The sequence below is a fragment of the Paraliomyxa miuraensis genome (genome assembly GCF_026337845.1).
In the GTDB taxonomy this organism is placed as follows: Bacteria; Myxococcota_A; Polyangia; order Nannocystales; family Nannocystaceae; genus Paraliomyxa; species Paraliomyxa miuraensis.
Genome location: NZ_JAOVZF010000151.1, coordinates 27280 through 49386, shown reverse-complemented (window position 1 = coordinate 49386; position 22107 = coordinate 27280). Strand labels below are relative to the sequence as shown.

Below are 22107 nucleotides of genomic sequence, written 5' to 3'. Positions count from 1 at the left end.
GGGTGGAGGTACGACCGCCTATCAACGACCGATGGAGCGAGGCCGGGTCCGCCTGGGGTTCTCGATGCTCGGCTCGTTCGTGCACGCCTCGCACGACGTCGAGCCCGACCAGCGCGAGCCCGACCTCCCGCTCGCTCGGCAGCCGGCCGAGCACGTGCTCGACATCGGCATGCTCGAGTGGGACCTCGATGCGCAGCTGGGGGTGAGCCGTCGCTTCGCGATCGAGCTGATGCTGCCGGTCCGTGCCACCATCATCGACGCCACCTTCCTCGACGGTGATGGGCAGGTGCTCCCCGGGGTGCAGAGCATCCACCACCGCGACGAGACCATCGCGGGCGTGGGAGATCTCCTCGCCGGGATCAGGGTGGGCGCGGTGCTCCCCACCGACGTGCCCCGCTGGACGCTCGCCCTGCGCACGGGCGTGTCGCTACCCACGGGCAACATCGAGCCCGATCCGTTCGTGCTGGGCGCCCACGGCCAGCAGCACCAGCACATGTTCTTCGGCAGCGGCACCGTGGATCCCATGATCGGATTCGACACCAACGTCGCGTTCGATCGGTGGTCCTTGGTGGGATGGACCATGGCTCGCTCGGCGCTCTACGCCAATCAGTATGGCTATCGGGGAACCACCACCGTGGTGGGAGGCGTGGGCGCATGGTCGGGGCTGGGGCTCGAGCGCTGGTCGTTCCTGGTGCAGCCCGAGGTGTTCTTCGAGACGCCCGCACGGTGGTCTGGCGTCGCCGCGCGCAACAGCGGCCGCACCAGTCTCCTCGCCACCGCGGGGCTGTTCTTCGTGCCCGCGCCGCGCTGGCAGCTCCACCTGCTCGGCAAGATCCCCTATGCTACGTGGTCCCAGGGCGGACAGCTCGAGTGGCCATTCGTCGCGCTGATCGGCATGAGCGCCACGTTCGACATGCGCCCGCCCGAGCACCACCACTGAGTCGATCCACGACAGAGCGTCGCTCGAGGCGAGTCTCTGTAAGACAAGCCCTTAGCGTGTTCGTGCTCCTTCATCGCAAGCGAGCGGGCGTCCCAAGATGAGCCGTATCCTCGAAATCGCTCGGCGCTCATCGATCGCTCGATCAAGAGGTGCAGTGCATCCGACCGCGTGCTCACGCGACCCCATCGTCGCTCACCATCATCGAGGGCTCCCCCCGTCGTGCCCATCGGTCTACGATGGGGCAAGGGATTCTCCATGGGGGTGGTCTGGCGCGCTTGGCTGCTGATCACAGCGTTGCTGTGGTTGCCTGCGTGCGGGTCGGAATCCTCCGTTCCCTTGTCGCGATGGACCCTCGAGGTGCAGGACGACGCGAGCCATCGTCCCGTGGAGGTACAGCTCCCTTCGCACCTCGACGCATACCTCCCCCGTGCGGACGTGCGCTATACACTGCGCACCGAGGTCCCTCGCGAGGCGCTCCCGGGCTTGGAGGCCAGCCTGGTCATCCCTCACTTCGAGGGCCTCACCGAGCTTCGCGTCGACGGCCAGCTCGCCACTGCGGTGCAGGTGGAGCCGATCGAGGCCTACCGCCACGCCGGACCGCACGTGTGGCACCTGCCGCCGCGGCCCGAGGGCGACGGCCCGGTGCGGCTCGAGCTGCGGGTCGAGCACCGCTGGACGCAGAGCGCATGGATGGGCACGGTGCCGCAGCTCCATCCCGCGCAGCGGCCGGGCGCGCACGCGCTCGCGATCGTGGTGGTGAACGACTTCGGCGCCGTGGCCTCCATGGCGGCGCTGCTGCTCATCGGCTCGATGTCGCTGTGGGTGTTCCTGGCCGACCGCTCCCGCCGCGGCTATCTATGGTTCTCGGTCCAGCTGCTGTCGGCCGCCTACTATCCCCTGCACGTCTCGGGCTACAGCCAGATCGGGGTCGGCGCCTACGACACGTTGCTGGTCGCGATCCTCCTCGCGCTCGCCCTGTTCGCGGCGGTCAGGTTCTCGCACCTCGAGTTCGGCGACGTGCTCGGTCGGCTGCGAACGTGGCCATGGTCGATCGCGGCCGGGCTCACGGCCGGTGGTCAGCATCGATCCGCACTGGCTCACCCTCGTCGGCGGCAAGGCCGTCGTCGTGTTCCTCGCCGCGGTGGTGGTCTACCAGGTGGTGCTGGGCATTCGCCTGATGCGTCACCCCGGGCGCCCCCGCGGCGCGGGGGTGTTCCTGGCCCAGTGGCTGGTGCTGGGCTTCACCGCGGCCTTCGATGGTGTGGCGTGGTTCGGCCTGGGTGAGCCGCTCGGCGGGGCGCGGGCGGCGTGCTTCGGCCTGGGGATGTTCGCGGTGTTGAACGCCATGCAGCTCGCGCGCGAGCACATCGACGTGCTCGACCATGCCAACCTCTTGAACCAGCAGCTCGCCCGACGGGTGGAGGCGCTGGAGACCAAGCAGCACGAGGTGGAGGCCCTCAACCAGCGGCTGCGCGAGCAGATGAGCCACCGCAGCAAGCAGCTGTTCAGCATGCTCAGCCAGCTCGGCACGCGCAACGAGGCCACGCCGCAGCTCCGGCTCCAGGCGGGCGAGCTGGTGGCCGGACGCTACCGCGTGATGTACGAGCTGGGCGCGGGGGGCATGGGCGTGGTGTATGCGGTGCTGCGCCAGACCGACGAGATGCTCCTGGCGCTCAAGGTCACGATGCAGAGCGACGCCTGGGGTCTGGCTCGCCTGGCCCGCGAGGCCGAGATCGCCACCAAGGTCGATCATCCCAACGTCGTCGCCTTGATCGACGTGGACATCGACCCTGCGCGAGGCTTCCTGTTCGTGGTGATGGAGCACGTCGACGGCCCCTCGCTCGCCGAGCACAAGGAGGGCTTCGGCCGCGACATCGACTGGGCCCTCGACGTGCTGTCGCAGGTGGCCCAGGGGCTCTGTGCCTTGCACTCGATCGGGGTCGTGCACCGCGATCTGAAGCCGGCCAACGTGCTGCTGCTGACGCGCGAGGATGGCGGCCTGCAGGTCAAGATCACCGACTTCGGGATCTCGCGCGCGCTCGATGTCAAGGGCACGGCGATCGAAGATCTGCGACCCGACGACTCCCATGTGTACATGCCGGTCATCCAGTCGGCCAGCATCGATCCGGGTACCCGTCGCCTGCTCGACGCACAGCTGCGGGAGCGTGCCTCCGATGCGGTGTTGGCCCAACACGACACCACCGCCGTCCGCACGCCCAACCTGCGCCTCACCGAGGGCGACGCGCGCGACGACTCGACTCGCCCGCTGCGCAGGGAAGAGATCCGCGAGCTCGAGCTGTGGGAGCCCAGCTCGCCGCTCACGCAGGCGGGCTGCATCGTGGGGACCCCGGTGTTCATGGCTCCCGAGCTGGCACTCGAGCCCCCGCTCATCAGCCCCGCCGCCGACGTGTTCAGCTTTGGCGTGCTGGCCCATCAGCTGCTCACGGGCGAGCGCCCGTTTGCCGAGCCACCCGTGATCATGGTGGCCGAGGGCCGCGCGCTGCCGTCGGAGCTCGACGTCGATCTCGAGCGCGTGCCGCTGGGGATGCGCGAGGTCATTCGCTCGTGCCTGCGCCTGGACCCCGAGGGCCGTCCCACCGCCGCCCACCTCGCGGAGGTCCTCGGCGAGCTGACGGTGATCCACCAAAACCTCGACGACCAGGCCCGCCGGCTCCCGTTGGTCTCGCGAGCCGAGCTGGAATTCGACCGCGCTCGCGACCCCGACGCGCCACGGCGGCGACAGCACGACACCTCGCCGCCGGAGGCGGCGTAGCCCCGGTTCCTCGGCTTTCGCCAGCTCTCGCCCCACTTTCGCCCCACTTCGACGGTCGCCTTCTGCCCTCGAAGCGTTTGTTGATAGGATGTGCACCGGTCGTGCCACGCGCTCTCGCCATCACCCATGCCCTGCGCGTGGCAGCCTCGTGGCTGCTGGTGGTGTGCGTGTTCTTCGGTCCGGCTGGGCTCGGTGGCTCGGCTGCGTTCGCGGCCGTCACCAAGCCCTGCGGCATTTCGTGTCCCTGTGATGAAGTGGTCGGCGATGCCGACGCGGACCCGGGCGACGAGCCCGGAGAAGCCGCACCCCGGCGCGACACCGACGAACCGATCGACGACGACCCCAGCGACGACGAGCCCGGCGAAGACGAGTGCCCCGACGACTGCCCGAGCTGCGGCTGCTGCCTGGGGGTCGCCATGGCGGTGCTCTCGTTCCCGGCGACGTCGTTCACGACCTCGTGCAGCTCCTTGCGCGCGCTCGCACCGGTGGATGCTCCGGCGAGCGGTGCCCAGACCGGCGTCTTTCGACCCCCTCGCTCCTCGACCTGAAACCACGCGCTCGCATTGGTTTGGGTCGGCGAGCCCGCGTCCCCTTCGTCACTGGGGTACGCGGCCTCGCCTCGTGAGGGCTCCCGGAGGGCCCGAGAGGGAGTGTTGCCATGGACCGAACGAGGCTGATCGGCCTCCTCCTCGCCGCATCGCTGTGGACCACGTCTGCCGCCGCGCAAGAACGACCACCGTCGATCGTCGAGCTCACATACGACGGAGCCCTCGCGCTCGCCCGCGAGCACTCACCCGCGCTCGCGGCCGCCCGTGCTCGCGCTCGCGAGGCCGAGCGCGAGGTGGATGCGGCCGCGGTCCGACGCTTCAACCCGCAGCTCACGGGGACGGCGGGCCCACGCGTTCGTTCCGACGGAACGTTGCTGGACTGGTCGATCGGGGTGCAGCAGTGGCTCGAGCTCGGAGGACAGCGCGGGGATCGGGTGGCGGCGGCCCGCGCCGGTGCCGAGGCCGGGACGGCGCACGGCGAGGATGCACGGCGCCGGCTCCTCCGCGACGTGGGCCTCGCCTTCGTCGCGGCGCTCTACTGGGAGCGGCGCGTGGAGCTCGCGCAGGAGGATCTGCGCATCGCCAAGAGCATCGCCCACGTCGCGACGCGCCGGCACGAGGTGGGTGACGCGGGCGGGCTCGAGCCGACGGTGTCGGCGGTGGCCACGGCTCGGGCGCGGGGCGACGTCGAGCGAGCGAGGGCAGCGCTCACCCAGGCCGAGGGTCGCCTCAAGGCGCTGCTGGGCATCGAGGCTGCGACCGAGCTCGTCTGTCGGGGCGACCTCCGTCGGCTCGGTGTCCTCGACGTGCCCGAGCCCGACCTCGGCGACCGGCCCGATCTACGGGCGCTGCGTGCCAACGTCCGGCGGGCCGAGGCCGACGTGGATCTCGGCCGGGCCGGCCGGGTGCCGAACATCGCCGTGGGGGCGGGCTACGCCCGCGACGACGCGGCCGACGTCGTTCGAGGCACGCTCACGGTCGCGCTGCCGGTGTTCGACCGCGGCCAGGGCACCACCGCGGTCGCCCGGGCCCGAGCCGAGCGGCTGCGCACCGAGCTCGATGCCGCGGCGAGCACCGCGGCGGTCGAGATCGAGACGGCGGAAGCGACGGTCCAGACCCTGAGCGACGCGGCGCGCCGCTTCGAGCAAGAGGGCCTGGGCGCGCTCGAGCGCTCCGAGCAGCTGGCGACCGCCAGCTACGAAGCCGGTGCGATCCCGCTGCCCGAGCTGCTGGCCGTTCGCCGCGAGCTCGTACAGGCCAAGCTCGACCATGCCGAGCTCCTGCTCGGAGCGGCCACCGCTCGCGTCGAGCTGGCGGCGAGCACGGGAGCACTCCGATGAGACGATCCATGCACCACGCATCGCTGCTGGGGCTCGTCGTCACCATCGCCGTCGTCGTGCTCGGGCTGGGTGCCTGCGACGAGCGGCGCGATGCCCCGCCGACGGCCGAGCGCCCCACGGCCGAGACCACCGCCCGGCCGGAGCTGGCTCCAACGCCGCCCCCGGTCGCCGATTGGTGTGCCGGCCATGGGCTACCCGAGTCCAAGTGCACTCGGTGCAATCCCTCGCTCATTCCCGAGTTCCAGGCGGCGGGCGACTGGTGCGAGGAGCACGGCTTCCCCGAGTCGGCGTGTCCCGTCTGCAATCCCCGGCCACCACCCGGGAAGGCAGAGCCGAGCGCCGCCGACTGGTGCGTGGAGCATGGGCTACCCGAGTCCAAGTGCAGCAAGTGCAACCCCTCGCTCGTGGCCGAATTTCGTGCCGCCGGCGACTTCTGCGACGAGCACGGCTTTCCCGAGTCGAGCTGCCCCGTGTGCAATCCGCAAGCGCCCCCCGAAGGCGCGGAGCAGGCGGCCATCGAGGCTCGGGTGGTGCGCTTCCTTTCGCCCGACATCGAGCGCTCCGCGGGCATCCAGACCGTCGCGGCCGAGCGTGAGCAGACCTCGGCGGCGATCGAGTGCACCGCACGGATCGCATTCGATGCCGACGCGGTGGCGGACGTTCGCGCCATCGTTCCCGGCATCGTGCGGCGCATCCGGGCCGAGCTGGGCGCGAACGTCGAGCGCGGTGCTCCGCTGTTCGAGCTCGAGAGCACCCGCGTGGGAGAGATCCAGGGATCGCTACAAGCCGCGCAAGAGCGAGTCCGTACGGCCCAGGCCAACCTCGACCGGCAGCGCGCGCTCCGAGCGAGTGACATCGCTTCGGCCAGGCAGGTCGAGCTCGCCGAGCAAGAGCTGGAGCTCGCACGAACCGAGGTGCGCACCGCACAGACCACCCTGCGCATGGCGGGCGCCGCCCAATCCAAGCCCTCGGGGCGCTACACCCTGTCTGCCCCCCTCGCCGGCACCGTCGTACGCCGACCCGCGCTCGTCGGCATGCTCGCCACGGAGAGCGAGTCGCTCGCCACCATTGCCGACACCTCGGTCATGTGGGCGCTCTGTGACGTCCCGGAGCGCCATGCCTCGAGCGTCGCGCTGGGACAGCGGGTCATCGTCATGCTCGAGGGGGTCGACGATCCCCTCGAAGGAGAGCTGACGTGGCTCGCCGCCGAGGTGGACCCGCGAACCCGCACGGTCACGGCGCGCGCCGAGGTGCCCAATCCCGAGGCTCGCCTGCGTGCCAATCAGTTTGCGCGTGCCCGCATCGAGACCGGCGCCCCCAAGACCACCGTGTCCGTCCCCAGGTCCGCCGTGCAGCGGGTCGGAGAGCACGAGGTGGTGTTCGTGCGCACGGCACCGGGCGTCTACGAGCCGAGGCTGGTCGAGCGCCGTGGCGACGGCGAGCGCGTCGCGGTGGAAGGCCGCGTCGAGGTGGGCGATGCGGTGGTGACGACCGGTGCCGTGCTCCTGCGCACCGAGATCATGCCAGGCAGCATCGGTGCGGGCTGCTGCGAGGTCGAGCCCCCAGGAGGCGACTGATGCTGACGCGCCTCATCGATCTGTGCCTGCGCTACCGCCCGCTCGTCCTGCTGGCCACGGCCGTGCTCGCGCTCGTGGGTCTCGCGAGCCTCTCGCGTCTGCCGTTCGACGCCTTTCCCGACACGACGCCGGTGCAGGTGCAGGTCAACACCACGGCGCCGGCCCTGTCTCCGCTCGAGGTGGAGCGACAGATCACCTTTCCGGTCGAGCAGGCGATCTCCGGTCTGCCCGGGCTCACCGAGGTGCGCTCGATCTCCAAGTTCGGGTTCTCGCAGGTCACGGCGATCTTCGAGGGGGACACCGACATCTACCTGGCGCGGCAGGTGGTGAGCGAGCGGCTCGCCACCGCGGAGCTCCCCGAGGGCGTCGGACGCCCGGCCCTCGGTCCGGTCTCCACCGGCCTCGGCGAGGTGTTCCAGTACGTGCTGCACAGCGAGACGCTGTCGACGCAGGAGCTTCGCACGCTGCATCACTGGGTCATTCGACCGCAGATGGTGCAGGTCTCGGGAGTCGCCGAGATCAACACCTGGGGCGGCCACGAGAAGCAGTATCACGTCATCGTCGAGCCCCCGCGCCTCGTCAAGCACGCGCTGACCCTGGACGACGTGGCGCGCGTGCTGCGACAGGGCAACCGCAATGCGGGGGGCGGCGTGCTCGACCAGGCCGGAGAGGCGCAGCTCATCTTGGGCCAGGGGCTGGTCACGGGCATCGCCGACCTCGAGACCATGGTGATCGCCACGGTCGACGGTACGCCGATCCACCTGCGCGACGTGGCGCAGGTCCGCGAAGGCCACGAGATCCGCCGCGGTGCCGTCACCTACCAGGGCCGAGGCGAGGCCGTGCTGGGCCTCGGGTTCATGCTCATGGGCGAGAACAGCCGCGAGCTGACGCGCAAGCTCGAGGCGCGCCTGCAAGAGGTGCGGCGTGGGCTCCCCGAGGGGGTCGAGCTGACCCAGGTCTACAGCCGCACCGACCTCGTCGACGAGGTGCTGAAGACCGTGCGGGACAACCTGCTCGAGGGCGCGCTCCTGGTCGTTGCGGTGTTGTTCGCGTTCCTCGGCAGCCTCCGCGCGGGACTCATCGTCGCGCTGGCGATTCCGCTGTCGATGCTGTTCGCCTTCGACGCCATGCTGCGCTTCGGGATCGCGGGCAGCCTCATGAGCCTGGGCGCCATCGACTTCGGCCTGGTCGTCGACAGCTCGGTCATCATGGTGGAGAACGCGACGCGGCGGCTGGACGAGGATGACTCGGACCGCAGCGTGCGCGAGATCGTGCGCGATGCCGCAGTGGAGGTCCGCAAGCCCACGCTCTTCGGTGAGCTCGTCATCGCCATCGTGTACCTCCCGATCCTCACGCTCGAGGGCGTCGAGGGTCAGCTGTTTCGGCCGATGGCCCTCACGGTGGTGTTCGCGCTCGCGGGCTCGATGATCCTCTCCGTGACCCTGATGCCGGTGCTCGCGAGCTACGCCCTGCGCAAGGGCCGGGACGAGCGCAAGGGCAAGCGGCACGCCGAGCGCCGCGGCTGGGGCTGGGGCTGGCTCGAGGGCGGCTATCGGCGCGTCCTCGGCCGGGCCCTCGAGCACCGCACGCTCGTGCTGACGGTCGCGGGCCTCGCGGTGCTCGGCGCCGCGCTGCTCGCCACTCGCTTCGGCTCCGAGTTCGTGCCACGCCTTCGCGAGCAGGCGATCGTCATCAACACCGTGCGCATGGCCGGCGTGTCGCTCGACGAGTCGGTGCGCTACGGCACCCAGATCGAGCGACGCCTGCTCGAGCGTCACCCCGGCGAGATCGCGCACGTCTGGACCCGCACGGGGACGGCCGAGGTCGCGACCGACCCGATGGGGCTCGAGGTCTCCGACGTCTTCATCACCCTGCGGCCCCGCGACCAGTGGCAGACGGCCCACACGCAGGACGAGCTGGTCGAGGCCATGAGCGCGACGCTCGAGGGCATGCCCGGCATGCGCAGCGTCTTCACGCAGCCGATCGAGATGCGGGTCAACGAGATGATCGCCGGGATCCGCTCCGACGTCGGCATCAAGCTGTTCGGCGACGACTTCGACCAGCTGCGCGACAAGGCCGACGAGATCCGCCGGGCCGTCGAAGAGATCCCCGGCGCAGCCGACGTCACGGTCGAGCAGCTCACCGGACAGGCCATGCTGGTCATCGAGGTCGATCGCCAGGCCGCCGGGCGCTACGGCGTTCCGGTGGGCGAGATCCTGGAGGTCGTCGAGTCGCTCGGGACCCGCACGATGGGCCAGGTGATCGAGGATCAGCGCCGCTTCGATCTCGTGCTGCGGCTCGGAGACGACGCGCGCAGCTCCGCGGAGCGTATTGGCCAGGTGCTGATCCGCACCGAGGGCGGCGCTCAGGTTCCCCTGTCGGCCGTCGCCGACATCGAGGTGGTCGAAGGTCCTTCGACGGTGCAGCGCGAGTGGGCCAAGCGACGGATCGTGATCCAGGCGAACGTACGCGGTCGTGACGTCGGCTCGTTCGTCGAGGACGTTCGGCACGCGCTGGACGGCGTCGACCTGCCAGGAGGCTACTACACGACCCTCGGAGGGCAATTCGAGCACTTCGAGCGCGCCCGCGAGCGCTTGCTGTTCGTGGTTCCCATCGCGCTGCTGTCGATCTTCGCGCTGCTCCACCTCACCTACGGTCGCACGGCCGACGCGCTGCGCGTGCTCACGGGCGTCCCGTTCGGCGCGGTCGGAGGAATCGTCGCGCTGTGGCTGCGAGACATGCCGTTCTCGATCTCGGCCGGCGTCGGCTTCGTCGCCCTCTGCGGAGTGGCCGTGCTGGGCGACATGGTGCTCGTCTCCTATGTGATGCAGCTGCGGCGACGGGGACGCGCCCCGCTCGAGGCGATCGAGGAGGCGGCGGCAACCCGCCTGCGACCCGTGCTCATGACCGCGATGGTCGCAGCGCTCGGCTTCGTCCCGATGGCGTTCAACACCGGCATCGGCGCCGAGGTGCAGCGCCCGCTGGCGACCGTGGTGGTGGGAGGGATGATCACGTCCACGCTCGCGACGCTGCTCGTGCTCCCCGTGCTGTACGCGGTCTTCGGCGCACGCCTGCCCGCGGAGCCGGGAGACTGACCGCAGGCACCCCGACCGCTCCCACCGGTCAGGCGTGCCGCTCGAGCCAGCCGCCGAGGGACTCGATCGCAAACACGTTCTCCGAGTCGTCCTCGCGCTTGCCGATCTCGAGGTAGGCGATGCGAGCGGCGGCCTCTTCTCCGATGCCGCGCTCGATGATCCGCAGGCCCAGCTCCGACCAGTCGTCGAGGCCGGGGTTGGGCACCAGCAATCGAATGGCCGGCAGCGTCGGCGCCTCGTCGGCGGTCAGCGGCTGGAACGAGAGCGCCTTGGCGTCGAACACCAGCCCGCCCGCGTCCACCTCGAAGTCGAAGCCCTGGGCCGGTCGCAGCGCCACGAACGTCCAGCCGGCCAGCGAGGGCGCCGTCGCGACCATGTGACGGACCAGCTCGAATGCGTCCACGTCACCGCCGGCGGTCACCACCACCTCACGCGCGCCGTCGTGGTCGGTGATCTCGACCCCCAGGCGCTCGTCGATCGCGGCCAGCGCGGTGCTCAGCGCCTCGCTCGCCTCCTCGGCGGGCATCGCTCCGAGCTCCGAGGCGTGCTCCTTCAGCCAGCTCCACTCGCTCGCGTTCATGCGAGTGCTCTATCACATCCCCACGGCCGGAACCGCGCCCAGGTGTCCCTTCTTCACGTAGAGTCGACAGCCGGTGGTCGTGCGAGGCGTATGTCGGGTCCCGGCCGGGTAGCGAACCCAGCTCCCGGGTCGGTAGGCGCCGTGCTCGTCGTGGAACGTGCCCTCGAGCACCAGCAGCTCCTCGCCTCCGTCGAGGGTGACGGTGGGGATCTCGGCGCCCGCGTCCACGCGCAAGACGTGCATCGCCTCGGGGTGCTCGGGCTCCGCGTAGAGCGGCTGGCGCCAGACACCAGCCACGGCATACGGCTCCCACGCCGCTTGCCGCAGCTCGACGCGAACCTGCGTGCGCCCCGGGCCCGGATACTGGCGAAGCTTCACGAACAGCTCGCAGCCCGCGTCGGAGCGGGGCGCGTGGCAGTAGCCCTCGGGGTTGAGCAGATAGGTGCCCGCCGGGTGATCACCACGCTCGTCGGAGAACACCCCGCGCAGCACGAGGATCTCCTCGCCGTCGGGGTGCGGGTGCAACGGAAACCGGCTGCCGGCCGCGTAGCGCAAGACCGAGGTCACCCGGCCTGCCTCCACCGGTCCGGACAGCGACAACCGCTTGCGCTCCACCCCGGGACTGGGACTGGCGCTCCACGGCATGACGTCGGTGTGCACGATCTCGAGGACGCAAGGATCGGCCCGCAAGGAGACGTGATCGCTCACGCCCCATCATGACCCACGGCAGCCGCTCGCGTCGACCGCATGGCCCGCTTCGCCCGTGGTACAAGTGGGCGCCCACATGAGCCGCCACGATACGGTCAAGGTCGAGCAATCCGTCGGAGAGTCGCCACTCGATCCGCCGGGCTTCATCCACCTCAGCGCGGCCGTATCCGATTGCGGGGCGCGCGAGGACAACCAGGACTCGTTCCTCGTGGAGGACGAGCTGGGCCTCTACGTCGTGGCCGACGGCGTGGGTGGGCACCAGGCCGGCGACGTGGCCTCGGCCATGGCCACCGAGGTGCTTCGCGACATCATCTCGCACTGGCGCCGCGATCCCAACGGGCTCAAGGAGAAGCCGTGGTCGGTGCTTCACCGCGCGATGGAGGCGGCCTGCGCCACCATCCACCGCGCCGCCACCGAGAAGCACGCGCTGGCGGGCATGAGCACCACCCTGACCGCCGTGCTCATCGATGGCGATCAGGCGGTCATGGGCCACGTGGGCGACAGCCGGCTCTACCTCCTGCGCGAGGGCACGCTCGAGCAGATCAGCAGCGACCACACGCTGGCGGCCGAGCTCTACCGCGGCGGCGTGATCGCGCGCGAGCACGTGGATCGCCACCCGCATGCCCACGTGCTCACCCGCAACGTGGGCACCCAGCCCTCGGTGATGGTGGACACGCTGCTGCTCGAGGTGCGCCCGGGCGACCTGCTGTTGCTGTGCACCGACGGCCTGGTCCCGGGCCTGCATCCACCCGAGCGCACGGTCGACCTGCTCGATTCCTGCACCGATCTCGCGGGCGCGCTGGGCAAGCTGGTCGAGCGCGCCAAGGCGGCCGGCTCGCGCGACAACATCACCGCGGTGGTGTGGCGTCGCGACGGCGACGGCAGCACGCTCTCGCGGCCCATGATCGACGCGCTGCGGTCGGTGCCGCTGTTCGCCCGCTTGAGCCTGGCCGACCTCGCGCTGGTGGCCGCCGAGATGAGCCCGCGCTCGTACGACGCCGGTCAGACGGTGGTGCACCAGGGCGAGCGGAACGGTGCGCTCTACGTGGTCCTCGAGGGCCGCTTGCGGTGGCAGCTCGCCGACGGACACTTCGCCCACCTCGAGCGAGGCAGCGGCATCGGGTCGACGACCCTGGTGGCGGCTCGTCGCTGCCCCGCCACGCTCGGCGCCGAGCTGCCCACCCGGGTGCTGGTGATGGGCTGCGAGGCGTTTCGCAGCCTGTGCAAGCTGAGGCCGCGACTGGGCACGCAATTGCTCACCGCGCTCGCCGACGAGCTCTCCGACTGGATCGACCCCGAGACCGATCGCGGAGTCGCCCGCCCTCCCCATGGACTGCTGGTCGAGTACTGACGCGACCGGGCACGTAGGGAGCATCGAGCAGCACGAGCTCCGCTCGTGAATGCACGGAACCGGCACTCCCGCTTCCGTCGATGCTTCGCCCTCGAGTCGAGTCCCAGCAATCTCGCAATCGATTCGCTCGCATTGCGAGGTTGGACCCAGCGCCCATCCGACGACGCAGGCATGTAGGTCGATTCGTATATCCGCCGTCGAGCCAACGTGATACGCAGTGGAGTCTGGTCCCGAAGGAGGGGCCCGGTCTTGCTGAATAGAGACTATCGACGGAAGCACGGGTGGCCCGTGCTCCTCATCGGAGTGGTGCTCGGAGGGCTCGGTTGTGGCGACGACACTACGATGTCGACCACGGGCCTCTCGGGCATGCCCACCTCCGGCGAGGACTCGACCGCCACCCTCACCACCTTCGACGCCACCGACAGCTCGTCGAGCGGCGTCGCCGATTCCACCGAGTCGGCGAGCAGCGGCTCGACGACCGGTGACGATACGACCGGAGGGGAGCCCATCCCCGGCCAAACCGCCAGTCAGCTCGTGACCGCGGGTCAGCGCTCTTCGAGCGCGGGCTACTCGGTCGTCTACACCTTTGGTCAACCCTCACCACTGCAATCCACCCATACATCTGCCAACTACCGCGTCCAGGCCGGCCTCGCTGGCGCCAACGGGAGTCCTCCATGACTTCGTCCATCCTCAAGTCGGTTGCATGCACGTTCTTCCTTGGTGCGCTCTTGGTCACCCAAGATGCGAGAGCCGTCGTTCCCGACACCATCACGCAGCAGGGGCGCCTGTTCGACGCCGATGGCAACCCGGTCACCGACACCCTCGACGTGACGTTCACGATCTACGCCGGTCCCGCGGGCGGCTCGGCGCTGTGGACCGAGACCCACTCGGTCGGCTTCGACGAGGGCTACTACTCGGTGGAGCTGGGCGAGATGACCGTCCTCGACCCCTCGGTGATCGACGGCAGTACCCGCTACATCGGAATGACCATCGGCAGTGACGACGAGATGACCCCGCGGGGGATCGTGGGCAGCGTGCCCTATGCAATGCTCGCCAACGACGTCAACGGCGACATCAATCCCAACTCCGTCAACATCCCCGGGTATGGGCCGGTGATCGACGAGGATGGGCAGTGGGTGGGCGATCCCGCTGGGCTCATGGGTCCGGCAGGTCCCGCCGGCCCTGCCGGCCCCGCCGGCCCCGCTGGACCTCCCGGCCCCGCTGGACCCGCTGGCGCCCAGGGGCCCTCTGGTCCGGCGGGCGCTGCTGGTCCGGCTGGCCCTGCTGGTCCCGCGGGCGCCCAAGGCCCTGCCGGCCCCGCTGGCCCCGCCGGTGCCGTTGGTCCCGTCGGCCCCGTGGGCCCCGTCGGCCCCGCAGGTGCACAGGGTCCCGCGGGTGCTCAGGGTCCCTCGGGTGTCGTCACCTTCGTCACCACCTCGGGGTCCGGCAACAACCCCACGGGGGCGACCGCCTTCATCGGCCCCACCGTCAACGTCACCATTGCGGCGGGTCAGCGGATCCACGTGGTGGTCGAGAAGTCGCTCGGCTCCACGGTGGCCGGCGGCGCCACCAGTCTCAACATCTACCCGTGCTACCAGAACACGGGAGGCGGTGCGCTCACCACCCAGGGCGGCGGCATCTTCGGGCTCACGGTGGCGCAGAACCAACGCCAGGAGTTCGGCGTCAACCACGTCTATAGCGGCCTCCTCGCGGGGACGTATACGGTCGGCATGTGCGGCTCCTCCATCGTGTCGGCCAACTGGAACAACAACGAGTGGGGCTACGTGACCGCACTGGTCTTCTAGCCTGGCAGTTGGACTCCGCGGGCCGTCAAGGCGCGGGGTGGCTGGCGAGCCACTCCTCGATCTCGGCGGCCCGCTTGGCGTGACCGTGCTGGCGCAGGCCATCGCGCGCCTGCTCGGCGAGCTGACGCGCCGCGGCTCGATCGGCGCCGGCCTCCCAGCGCGCACGCGCCAGCACGAAGCGCGACTCCGCCACCGCGGGGGCCGGGGCCCCGCTCGACGTGACCAGCGTCAGTGCCTGCTCGGCGCTGGCCACCGCATCGGCCACGCGTCCCTGGGCAAGCGCAACATCGGCGAGGCCGCTGAGCGTGTGGGCGCGGCCCGGGTGCTCGGGGCCGACCGAAGCATCCCAGGTCCGCAGCGCCTGCTCGAACCGCGCCTGGGCCTCCTCGATGCGATCGAGCTCGAACAGCACCCGGCCCAGGCTCGACAGCCCCGACGCAACCTCGACGTGCTCGGAGCCCAGCGTACGCTCGCGAATCGCCAGCGCGCGCTCGTGCAGTGCGATCAGCTCGTCGCTCACCCCGAGCTCGAGCCGCGTGTTGGCCACGTTCTCGAGGCTCTGCGCCACCTGGGGGTGATCGGGGCCGAACACCCGCTCTCGGATCGCCAGCGCGCGCTGGTGCAGCGCCAGCGATTGCTCGTAGTCGCCGAGATCGACGAGCACGTTGCCGAGGTTGTTGAGCACCTGCGCCACGTGGGGGTGCTCGGGCCCCAGCGAGGCCTCCCAGATCGCCAGCGCGCGCTCGTACAGCGCCTTGGCCTCGGTCGCCGCGCCCAGGGCCCGGTGATCACGCGCGAGGTTGTGCAGCACGATGCCCACGTCGGGATGATCGGGGCCGAGCGCGCGCTCCTGCATGGCCAAGATGCGCTCGTTGAGCGTCTTGGCACGCTCGTGGTCACCCAAGTCCTGGAACACGATCGCCATGTCGCCGATGGTCTTGGAGACGGTGATGTGCTCGGGCCCCAGCGCCTGCTCGTACAGGCCGACGGCGCGCTCGTAGAGCGCGATGGCCTCCTGGTGCTCGCCCATCACGTGGCGCATGAGCGCGAGATCCTCCAGCGCTCGCGCGTGGTATCGGCCCGAAGGATCGTGGAGCCGCGTGACGATCAGCTCCTCCCACTTGGCCCACCGCAGACCGTCGGCGGGACGAGCCAGGCGATCACCGGCAACCTTCGAGAGATCGCCCGCCGCCAGCGCCGCTTGTTCGAGCGCATCGGCGCGCGCGCCCTCGAAGAACGCCAGCTCGAGCATGGCCTCCGCCTCCGGGTACTCACCCCGGTGCAGGTGGGCTCGGCCCACCGTACGGCGGGCCATCGCGACGAGCGGCGCCCAGCCGAGTGCCTCGGCCCGCTCGAGGGCGGCACGGCCCACCGCGACCGACTCGTCGTACTGCCCCGCCCGCTGCAGCGCGTCGGCCCGCCCCACCTCTTCACCCACCGCCACGATCTCCTCACGGCCGTCGAGCGGTGGAATCGGCTGCCGCGACAGCGTGAGTTCATCCCGACACGAATCCATCGAACGCAGGCTCGACGCCGCCTGCACGGCCCGACCGACCATCTCCGGCTCGCCGCGCAGCAGCTCGGCGATCAGCCCCTGCAGCTCCCGACGTCGCTCGTCGAGGCACCACAGCGAGCGATCGAGCGTGTCGGCCTCCCACGTGCGCTCCACCTCGGACTGCACGCACGCATGAGTGCGCGCCTCCCTCCACGCCTCGGCTTGTGCATCGAGCCACGGGATCACCTTCTCCGCCGTCACCTCGGCGTGGCTCACCCCCGTGCCCACCATCGCCTCGCGCAGCGCCGCGGCCTGATCCTCGTTCCACATCGCGGCAACCGCCGCCCCCTGCTCCTCGCAGGCGTGCACCTGCTGGGCCCATACCCAGCGCTGCCCGCCGAGCCCGGCCGCGGCCATCCCGACCACCGCCGCTCCTCCGAGCAGCCACTTGCGCCGCCGCGATCGCGCCCGCCTGCGCTCGATCGCGGAGAGCAGCGCCTTCATCGACGGCCACCGCCGCGCGGGATCGCTGGCCATGCCGCGCTCGATCGTGCGGCGCAGCCACTTGGGCACTCGCGTCGCGGGCTCGCGGATCGCCCCCTCGAGGATGTTGCCCACGAGCGCCGGCAACGTCTCACCCACGAACGGCCGGCAGCCGTGGAACGCCTCCCACGCGGTCACGCAGAACGAGTACTGGTCGGAGGCCATCGTGCCGCGGCCGCCCATGTGCTGCTCGGGCGCCATGTAGGCCGGCGTGCCCACCAGACCGTGCGCGCGGGCGCGGGAGGGATCGATCGCGGGCAGCTCGCGGGGCGTGCCGCTGCCGTCCTCGGTCTTGGGCCCGCTCGCCGCCTGCACCAGACCGAAGTCCATCACGCGCACGCGCCCGTCGTCGCCCAGCATCACGTTGTCGGGCTTGAAGTCGCAGTGCACCAGCTCGCGCGCGTGGGCGGCCACGATTCCGCGACCCGCCTGCAGCATCACCTCGAGCACCTCGGGCCACGATCGCCGGGCCTGGCGCAGCCAGGCGGCCAGCGTGCGCCCCTCCACGAACTCCATGGCCACGAACACCTGGCCGTCGTGCTCGCCCACGTCGTGCACCGTCACCACGTGGGGGTCGGAGAGGCGCGCGAGCGCCTGCGCCTCGGCCAGCAGCCGCTCGTGACCTCGTGCGATCCGCTCGGGGCTGCCCCGCGCGCGCATGAGCTTGACCGCCACCTTGCGATCGAGCTCGGGGTCGTGCGCCGCATACACCACGCCCATCCCGCCCGCGCCCAGCTTGCTCAGCACCACGTAGCGACCCACGGTGAAGCCGAGCGGCAGCGACCCCACCGTCTGCGTGCGGGGGGGTAGGCCCGAGCCATCATGGGTGCCTGCGATCGTCTCGTCCGAGACGCAGTCGGAGAGGTGCGACGACGCGAGCGAGTCGTCGTGCGATCGGCTCGGCTGGGCTCCGCTCGCCATGGCGTGGGGTTAGGGTACGCCCAAACGGCGCCGGATGGATTGGCGTCATCGAGGCTCTCGGCCACCTCGAGGCGGCTCCACGAGCAGCGCGGCCGCTTCGTCGCGCGCGGCGCGAAAGCCCGGTCCGAGCGCCGAGAAGGCCGCGTATGCCCGTCGCGCGAGTGTGAGGGCGCGGGGATCGGAGCCGAGGGCCCGCGCCCACCGCAAGCGACAGTGGGCGAGCACGGGATCGTCCTCCTCGTGGACCGCGGCCAGGATGGCGCAGGCGCGCTCGTGATCCTGTCGAGCGGCCTCGGGCTCGTGCTGCCGCAGGCGCAGCACGCCGCGAAGGTCGAGGAGCACCGCCCGATGGACGTTGTCCTCGGGAAGCCGCGCCTCGTCCTGCGCGGCGATCGTCTCGGCGATCCGGACCTCGGCCTCGGCGAGCCGGCCGCTCGCCAGCAGGGCCGCGACGAGGCGGTGCCCGTGGCGACCGACGAGGGCGGGAGCGAAGCTACCGAGGCCTGCGTAGACCGCCTCCGCACGCTCGAGCTCGGCGATCGCATCGGCGTGGCGACCAGCACGCAACAGGCCGTCGCCGAGCCACCAGCGGGCGTGTCCCACGGCCACGTGCGCAGGACCATGCTGCGCCTCGGCGGCGTGCACCACGGCCTCGAGCTCGGCGAGGCCGCCCTCTTCCTCACCCACCAGGACGCGGGCGATGCCGTGGAGCTGACGCGCCAGGGCCTCGCGTTGTGCGGGGAGCCCGACGTCGCTCGAGCGGAGGGCCGAGTCGGCCCTCGAGCGGGCGTCCTCCCAGTGGCCGGTATGGAGGCGCAAGCTGGCGAGGGCGATGTCTCGCGAGGCGCCGAGGTAGCCATTGCCTGGACCAAGGGCGGCGTCATCGATGAGCGCGAGGGCTGCGTGGGCCTGACCGCACTCGCGCAGCATCATCGCCAGCTCGAGGCTGATGACGACCGAGCGCGGGTGCTCTGCTCCCAGCAGGGCGATCGCCTCGTCTCGTGCGGCACGGAGCTGGGCCGCTGCGGCCACCGGACGCGCGCCATCGTAGAGCAGCGTGGCGAGGTTGAAACGAGTGGAGATCTGCTCCACCGGCAGCGGCGATGCGTCGTCCTCGGTCACCTCGAGGGCCTCGAGGTAGGCGCGCTCGGCTTGCCCACCGTCGCCGTGGCGAAAGAGGGCGGCGCCGTGATTGTTGTGGAACAGCCAGCGCAGGTGTTTGTCGTCGCCGAGCTTGTCGACGAAGGCACGCGCCAGCTCTGCGTCCGCAAGGCCGACTTCCGGCTCCCCGAGGGGCTCGGCGACGATCCACATGCGCCGCGCGAGGGCCTCGGCCGCGACCTCGTCCTGCCCCGAGCGGATCGCCGCGGCGGCGCCCCGGGTCAGGGCCATGCGCGCTTGCTCGGGGCGGTACGCCTCGAGCTGCGCGCTGCCCACTCGCAGCAGCGCCTCGGCGGCCAGGGGTTCGTACTCGATCTCCTCGGCGCGGGCGAGCACCTCCTCTGCCCGGGTGCGGGCATCGTCGTAGCGACCGACGTCGATCAGCGACGAGGCCCCGGCCAGGCGCTCGCGCAGCCGCTGGACCTCGTCGCGCAGCGCTGGATCCTCGGGGGGCGCGACCGCGGCCGTGAGCGCATCGACGTCGCCGCAGCTCTCGATGGCGGGCAAGCTCGCGGTCGCCCACGCAGCGCCTTCGACGAGGGCCGCGTCGGGGTGCTCGAACGTACCGACGAGGGCCTCGAGGCTCGCGCGCCGACGGTCGAGGCAGGCCGTGCGCAGGTCGAAGAGGCGGTCGGATTGCTGTCCGGAGAGGTGCTGCTCGCAGGCGGCGACGCGCATCGACGACCAGGCCTCGGCGTAGGCGTCGAGCCGCGGGAGCACGCGCGCGAGGGTGTCCTCGGCCAGCCCGTGACCTGAGCCGGTGAAGGCCTCGCGCATGGCCTCGCGCTGCGCCTCGCCCCACGCCGTGGCGATCTCCTCGCCCGCGCTCGTGCACTGCTGCACGGGCTCGGTGAGCAGCCCGGAGATCGCAAAGCCGCTCGCGCCGGTCAGGGCGGCGCCGACGAGCACGGCGAGGCGTCGGCGCCGACGGCGGGTGGGATCCCGCGCGAGCGCGTCGACGAGCGCGCGCATCGACGGCCAGCGCTCGTCCGGGTGCTTGGCCAGCCCTCGCAGCAGCACGCGGTGTAGCCAGCTGGGAACCTTGGTGCCGGCGGGCGGCGCCCGTGGCTCGCCGTGGGTCACGTTGTAGGCCAGCGCCTTGATCGAGGACCCCTCGAAGGGCAGCTGCCCATGGAGGGCCTCGTAGAGCGACGCGCAGAAGCTGAACTGATCGCTGCGGGCGTCGGCGGAGCAGGTCGCGAACACCTCGGGGGGCATGTACGCGGGGGTCCCCATCAGCGTGCCCGTGCGGGTGAGCTCTTCGTCGAGGACCGAGCCGCTGGAGATGCGCTCGTCGGCGCGACGCGACGGCATGCCCTCGGCCTCGCCATCGGTGCGCGCGAGCCCGAAGTCGAGGACCTTCACCGTCCCGTCCTCGCCACGCATGATGTTGTGCGGCTTGAGATCGCGGTGGACCAGACCCGCCTCGTGCGCGGCGATCAGCCCGCGCCCGGCCTCGATGTAGAGCGCGACGACCTCCTGCCACGAGCGCGGCTCGGCGCACCACTGCGCGAGGCTCTGGCCGCGCACGAACTCCATGGCGATGAACACCCGGCCGTCGGCCTCGCCGACCTCGTGGACGGTGACGACGTTGGCGTGGCTGAGGCGAGCCATCGCCTGGGCCTCTCGCTTGAAGCGCAGGTGCGCCGCCTCGTCGCCAGCGCCCAGGAGCACCTTGATCGCCACCTTGCGATCGAGCTCGTGGTCGTAGGCGGCGTAGACGACACCCATCCCACCCTGCCCGAGGGTCTCGAGCACGTCGTAGCGACCGACCCGCAGGCGCTTGCGCTTGTCGAAGAGGCGGCCGAAGACGCGATTCTCGAGGTGCTGCTCGAGGAGCCGGCCGGCGTGGCCGAGCTCCTGATCGGACCCCATGCCGAGGTTGGGCACCAGGGGGCCGCGCTGCGCCTCGTCGTCGACGCTGGTGGGGCGCTCATCGCCCGCGGCGCCGGAATCGGGCGTGACCGTGAGGGGATCGGCTCCGCTGGTGTCGGGATCCACCGCCGTCGATGATAGCGCGATCGCGGCGATCGCCTTCACGCACCGATCAGCTGGGGGCCGTCAGTGAGAAGAAGCGCCGCTCGCCCGGCGCGGGATCGTCGAAGGTGTCGCAGGGGGGCGGCTTCCAGCTGTACATCGGGCCGTTGGGCAGCGTCTTGATCGGACAGAACACGTCCGAGGGGTCGAGCTCGTCGACGCGCGGCACGTCGATGCACAGGATCCCGTGGTCGTCCCACACGGCTTCCACGGCCAGCCCGTTGAGATCGGCGTGGGCATACACGTCGGCGAGGGTCGTGCCCGCCTGGCCGGGCGAGACGTTGTCGAGGATCTGCAGCGGGTTGCCGGGGTAGGTATAGGGGTAACCTCCAGCACAGTAGTCGGCACGAATGATGCGGTTGGCGAGGCGGAAGTTCGCGATCGAGTCCTTCGGGTGGTAGCCCAAGCTCGGCGCCTTGCCCGGGGCTCCAGCGACGCACGCGATGTGGAAGATGTGATCGGGCGTCGTCACCGTGCCGTCGTCGACATCGATGCTCAGGTCGCCGTAGATCGCGGCCAGCCGGGTGCCGTCGCTGGCAGGCTCGCAGACCGCCCCGAGCAGCGCGTGGGTGCCTGGGTCGAAGCGTTCGAGCATGAAGAGCGAGCCGCCCTGCGGGTCCTCCGCGTGGCCGGTGATGCGTAGCTTCGTGGCGTAGCCCGAGGGCGGGGAATCGACCTGGAGGATCAGCTCGGTGCCCACGAGATCGGCGCCCGTGATGATCTGCGTGGTGGAGAAGGGCCAGGGCTGGTTGTTGGTGATCTTGAGCGCGAGCTCGTTCTGCTTCTTGATCTTGACCTGGGGCACGCCCGGCAACGCGCCCTGGGAGGGGTCGCTCTCGATGAACCCCCACGTGGGGTGGGGGTACGCGATCGAAAGCAGGCGCACATCGAGGCCAAAGCCGTTGGTGGTCGTCTCGCCCAGTCGGTGGAACTCGTACACGTCGCGCGAGGGGGCGCTCACCCAGTTGCTGGTGTTCATCGTCAGCCCGCCCCAGCCGTTGCGCCACGTGACGTCGTGCTGGCTCGGGGCCTGTGCCCCCCCGGGGTCGCAGCCCCCGACAGCGGCGAGCAGAGCGGTGAGAACGATGGCAGGAACGGGCGAAAACGTTGGCATCGGCGACTCCATGGGTTGCGGCGGCTTCGAGCCGTCCACTGGGAATCCCGAACGACGGGATTCCTCTTCACCCACGGCGAAGATTTTCTCGAAATCACCCGCGCGAGCCTTTGGTCGGC

General features: G+C 70.8%; 15 protein-coding genes. 10 read left to right on the top strand and 5 right to left on the bottom strand.

Annotated elements, in window-relative coordinates; all coding sequences use genetic code 11:
* Nucleotides 1-31: 31 nt before the first annotated feature.
* From OEB96_RS18270 to OEB96_RS18240, 7 genes are all read left to right on the top strand, one after another.
* Nucleotides 32-940: a hypothetical protein gene (locus OEB96_RS18270; RefSeq protein WP_266217372.1), complete on the top strand. Its 909-nt coding sequence runs from the start codon at nucleotides 32-34 to the stop codon at nucleotides 938-940.
* A gap of 336 nt (nucleotides 941-1276) precedes the next feature.
* Nucleotides 1277-2224, top strand: a complete 948-nt coding sequence (locus OEB96_RS18265; protein WP_266217370.1) for a hypothetical protein — start codon at nucleotides 1277-1279, stop codon at nucleotides 2222-2224.
* Nucleotides 2118-3713 (top strand): serine/threonine-protein kinase, encoded by a 1596-nt coding sequence (locus tag OEB96_RS18260; RefSeq protein ID WP_323137414.1) that lies wholly within the window; start codon nucleotides 2118-2120, stop codon nucleotides 3711-3713. Before OEB96_RS18265 ends, OEB96_RS18260 begins: the two co-directional genes overlap by 107 nt.
* Before the next feature lie 101 nt (nucleotides 3714-3814).
* Nucleotides 3815-4261: a hypothetical protein gene (locus OEB96_RS18255; protein ID WP_266217368.1), complete on the top strand. Its 447-nt coding sequence runs from the start codon at nucleotides 3815-3817 to the stop codon at nucleotides 4259-4261.
* A gap of 110 nt (nucleotides 4262-4371) precedes the next feature.
* A complete protein-coding gene (locus tag OEB96_RS18250; RefSeq protein ID WP_266217366.1) occupies nucleotides 4372-5601 on the top strand; it encodes a TolC family protein in 1230 nt (409 codons plus the stop codon).
* 8 nt (nucleotides 5602-5609) lie between these two features.
* Nucleotides 5610-7178 carry an efflux RND transporter periplasmic adaptor subunit gene (locus OEB96_RS18245; protein ID WP_266217365.1) on the top strand — a complete coding sequence of 523 codons (1569 nt, stop codon included), beginning with the start codon at nucleotides 5610-5612 and terminating at the stop codon, nucleotides 7176-7178.
* On the top strand, nucleotides 7178-10273 hold the full coding sequence (locus OEB96_RS18240; protein ID WP_266217363.1) for an efflux RND transporter permease subunit: 3096 nt from the start codon (nucleotides 7178-7180) through the stop codon (nucleotides 10271-10273). The genes OEB96_RS18245 and OEB96_RS18240 overlap by 1 nt, the downstream gene beginning before the upstream one ends.
* Before the next feature lie 28 nt (nucleotides 10274-10301).
* Here OEB96_RS18240 and OEB96_RS18235 read toward each other — a convergent pair whose 3' ends face one another.
* The gene (locus OEB96_RS18235; protein ID WP_266217362.1) at nucleotides 10302-10853 is read right to left on the bottom strand and encodes a hypothetical protein; all 552 of its coding nucleotides are present in this window, start codon (nucleotides 10851-10853) and stop codon (nucleotides 10302-10304) included.
* A 12-nt stretch (nucleotides 10854-10865) separates the two neighbouring features.
* A complete protein-coding gene (locus OEB96_RS18230) occupies nucleotides 10866-11561 on the bottom strand; it encodes a cupin domain-containing protein (RefSeq protein ID WP_266217360.1) in 696 nt (231 codons plus the stop codon).
* Between the two features lie 76 nt (nucleotides 11562-11637).
* Between OEB96_RS18230 and OEB96_RS18225 the strand changes: the two genes are divergently transcribed.
* The 3 genes from OEB96_RS18225 (at nucleotide 11638) to OEB96_RS18215 (ending at nucleotide 14717) form a co-directional block, all read left to right on the top strand.
* Entirely contained in the window at nucleotides 11638-12912 is a 1275-nt protein-coding gene (locus tag OEB96_RS18225) for a protein phosphatase 2C domain-containing protein (protein WP_266217358.1), read from the top strand.
* 288 nt (nucleotides 12913-13200) lie between these two features.
* Entirely contained in the window at nucleotides 13201-13590 is a 390-nt protein-coding gene (locus OEB96_RS18220; protein ID WP_266217357.1) for a hypothetical protein, read from the top strand.
* Complete coding sequence (locus tag OEB96_RS18215) at nucleotides 13587-14717, top strand: collagen-like protein (protein WP_266217356.1); 1131 nt, start codon at nucleotides 13587-13589, stop codon at nucleotides 14715-14717. The genes OEB96_RS18220 and OEB96_RS18215 overlap by 4 nt, the downstream gene beginning before the upstream one ends.
* Nucleotides 14718-14742: 25 nt before the next feature.
* On the opposite strand, the gene OEB96_RS18210 is transcribed toward OEB96_RS18215, so the two are convergent.
* Genes OEB96_RS18210 through OEB96_RS18200 form a run of 3 tightly spaced genes read right to left on the bottom strand, consistent with a single transcriptional unit; the run spans nucleotide 14743 to nucleotide 21988 of the window.
* On the bottom strand, nucleotides 14743-17676 hold the full coding sequence (locus OEB96_RS18210) for a tetratricopeptide repeat-containing serine/threonine-protein kinase (RefSeq protein ID WP_266217355.1): 2934 nt from the start codon (nucleotides 17674-17676) through the stop codon (nucleotides 14743-14745).
* A 45-nt stretch (nucleotides 17677-17721) separates the two neighbouring features.
* Nucleotides 17722-20877, bottom strand: a complete 3156-nt coding sequence (locus tag OEB96_RS18205; protein WP_266217353.1) for a serine/threonine-protein kinase — start codon at nucleotides 20875-20877, stop codon at nucleotides 17722-17724.
* Nucleotides 20878-20884: 7 nt separating this feature from the next.
* On the bottom strand, nucleotides 20885-21988 hold the full coding sequence (locus OEB96_RS18200; RefSeq protein ID WP_266217352.1) for an ADYC domain-containing protein: 1104 nt from the start codon (nucleotides 21986-21988) through the stop codon (nucleotides 20885-20887).
* Nucleotides 21989-22107 lie beyond the last annotated feature (119 nt).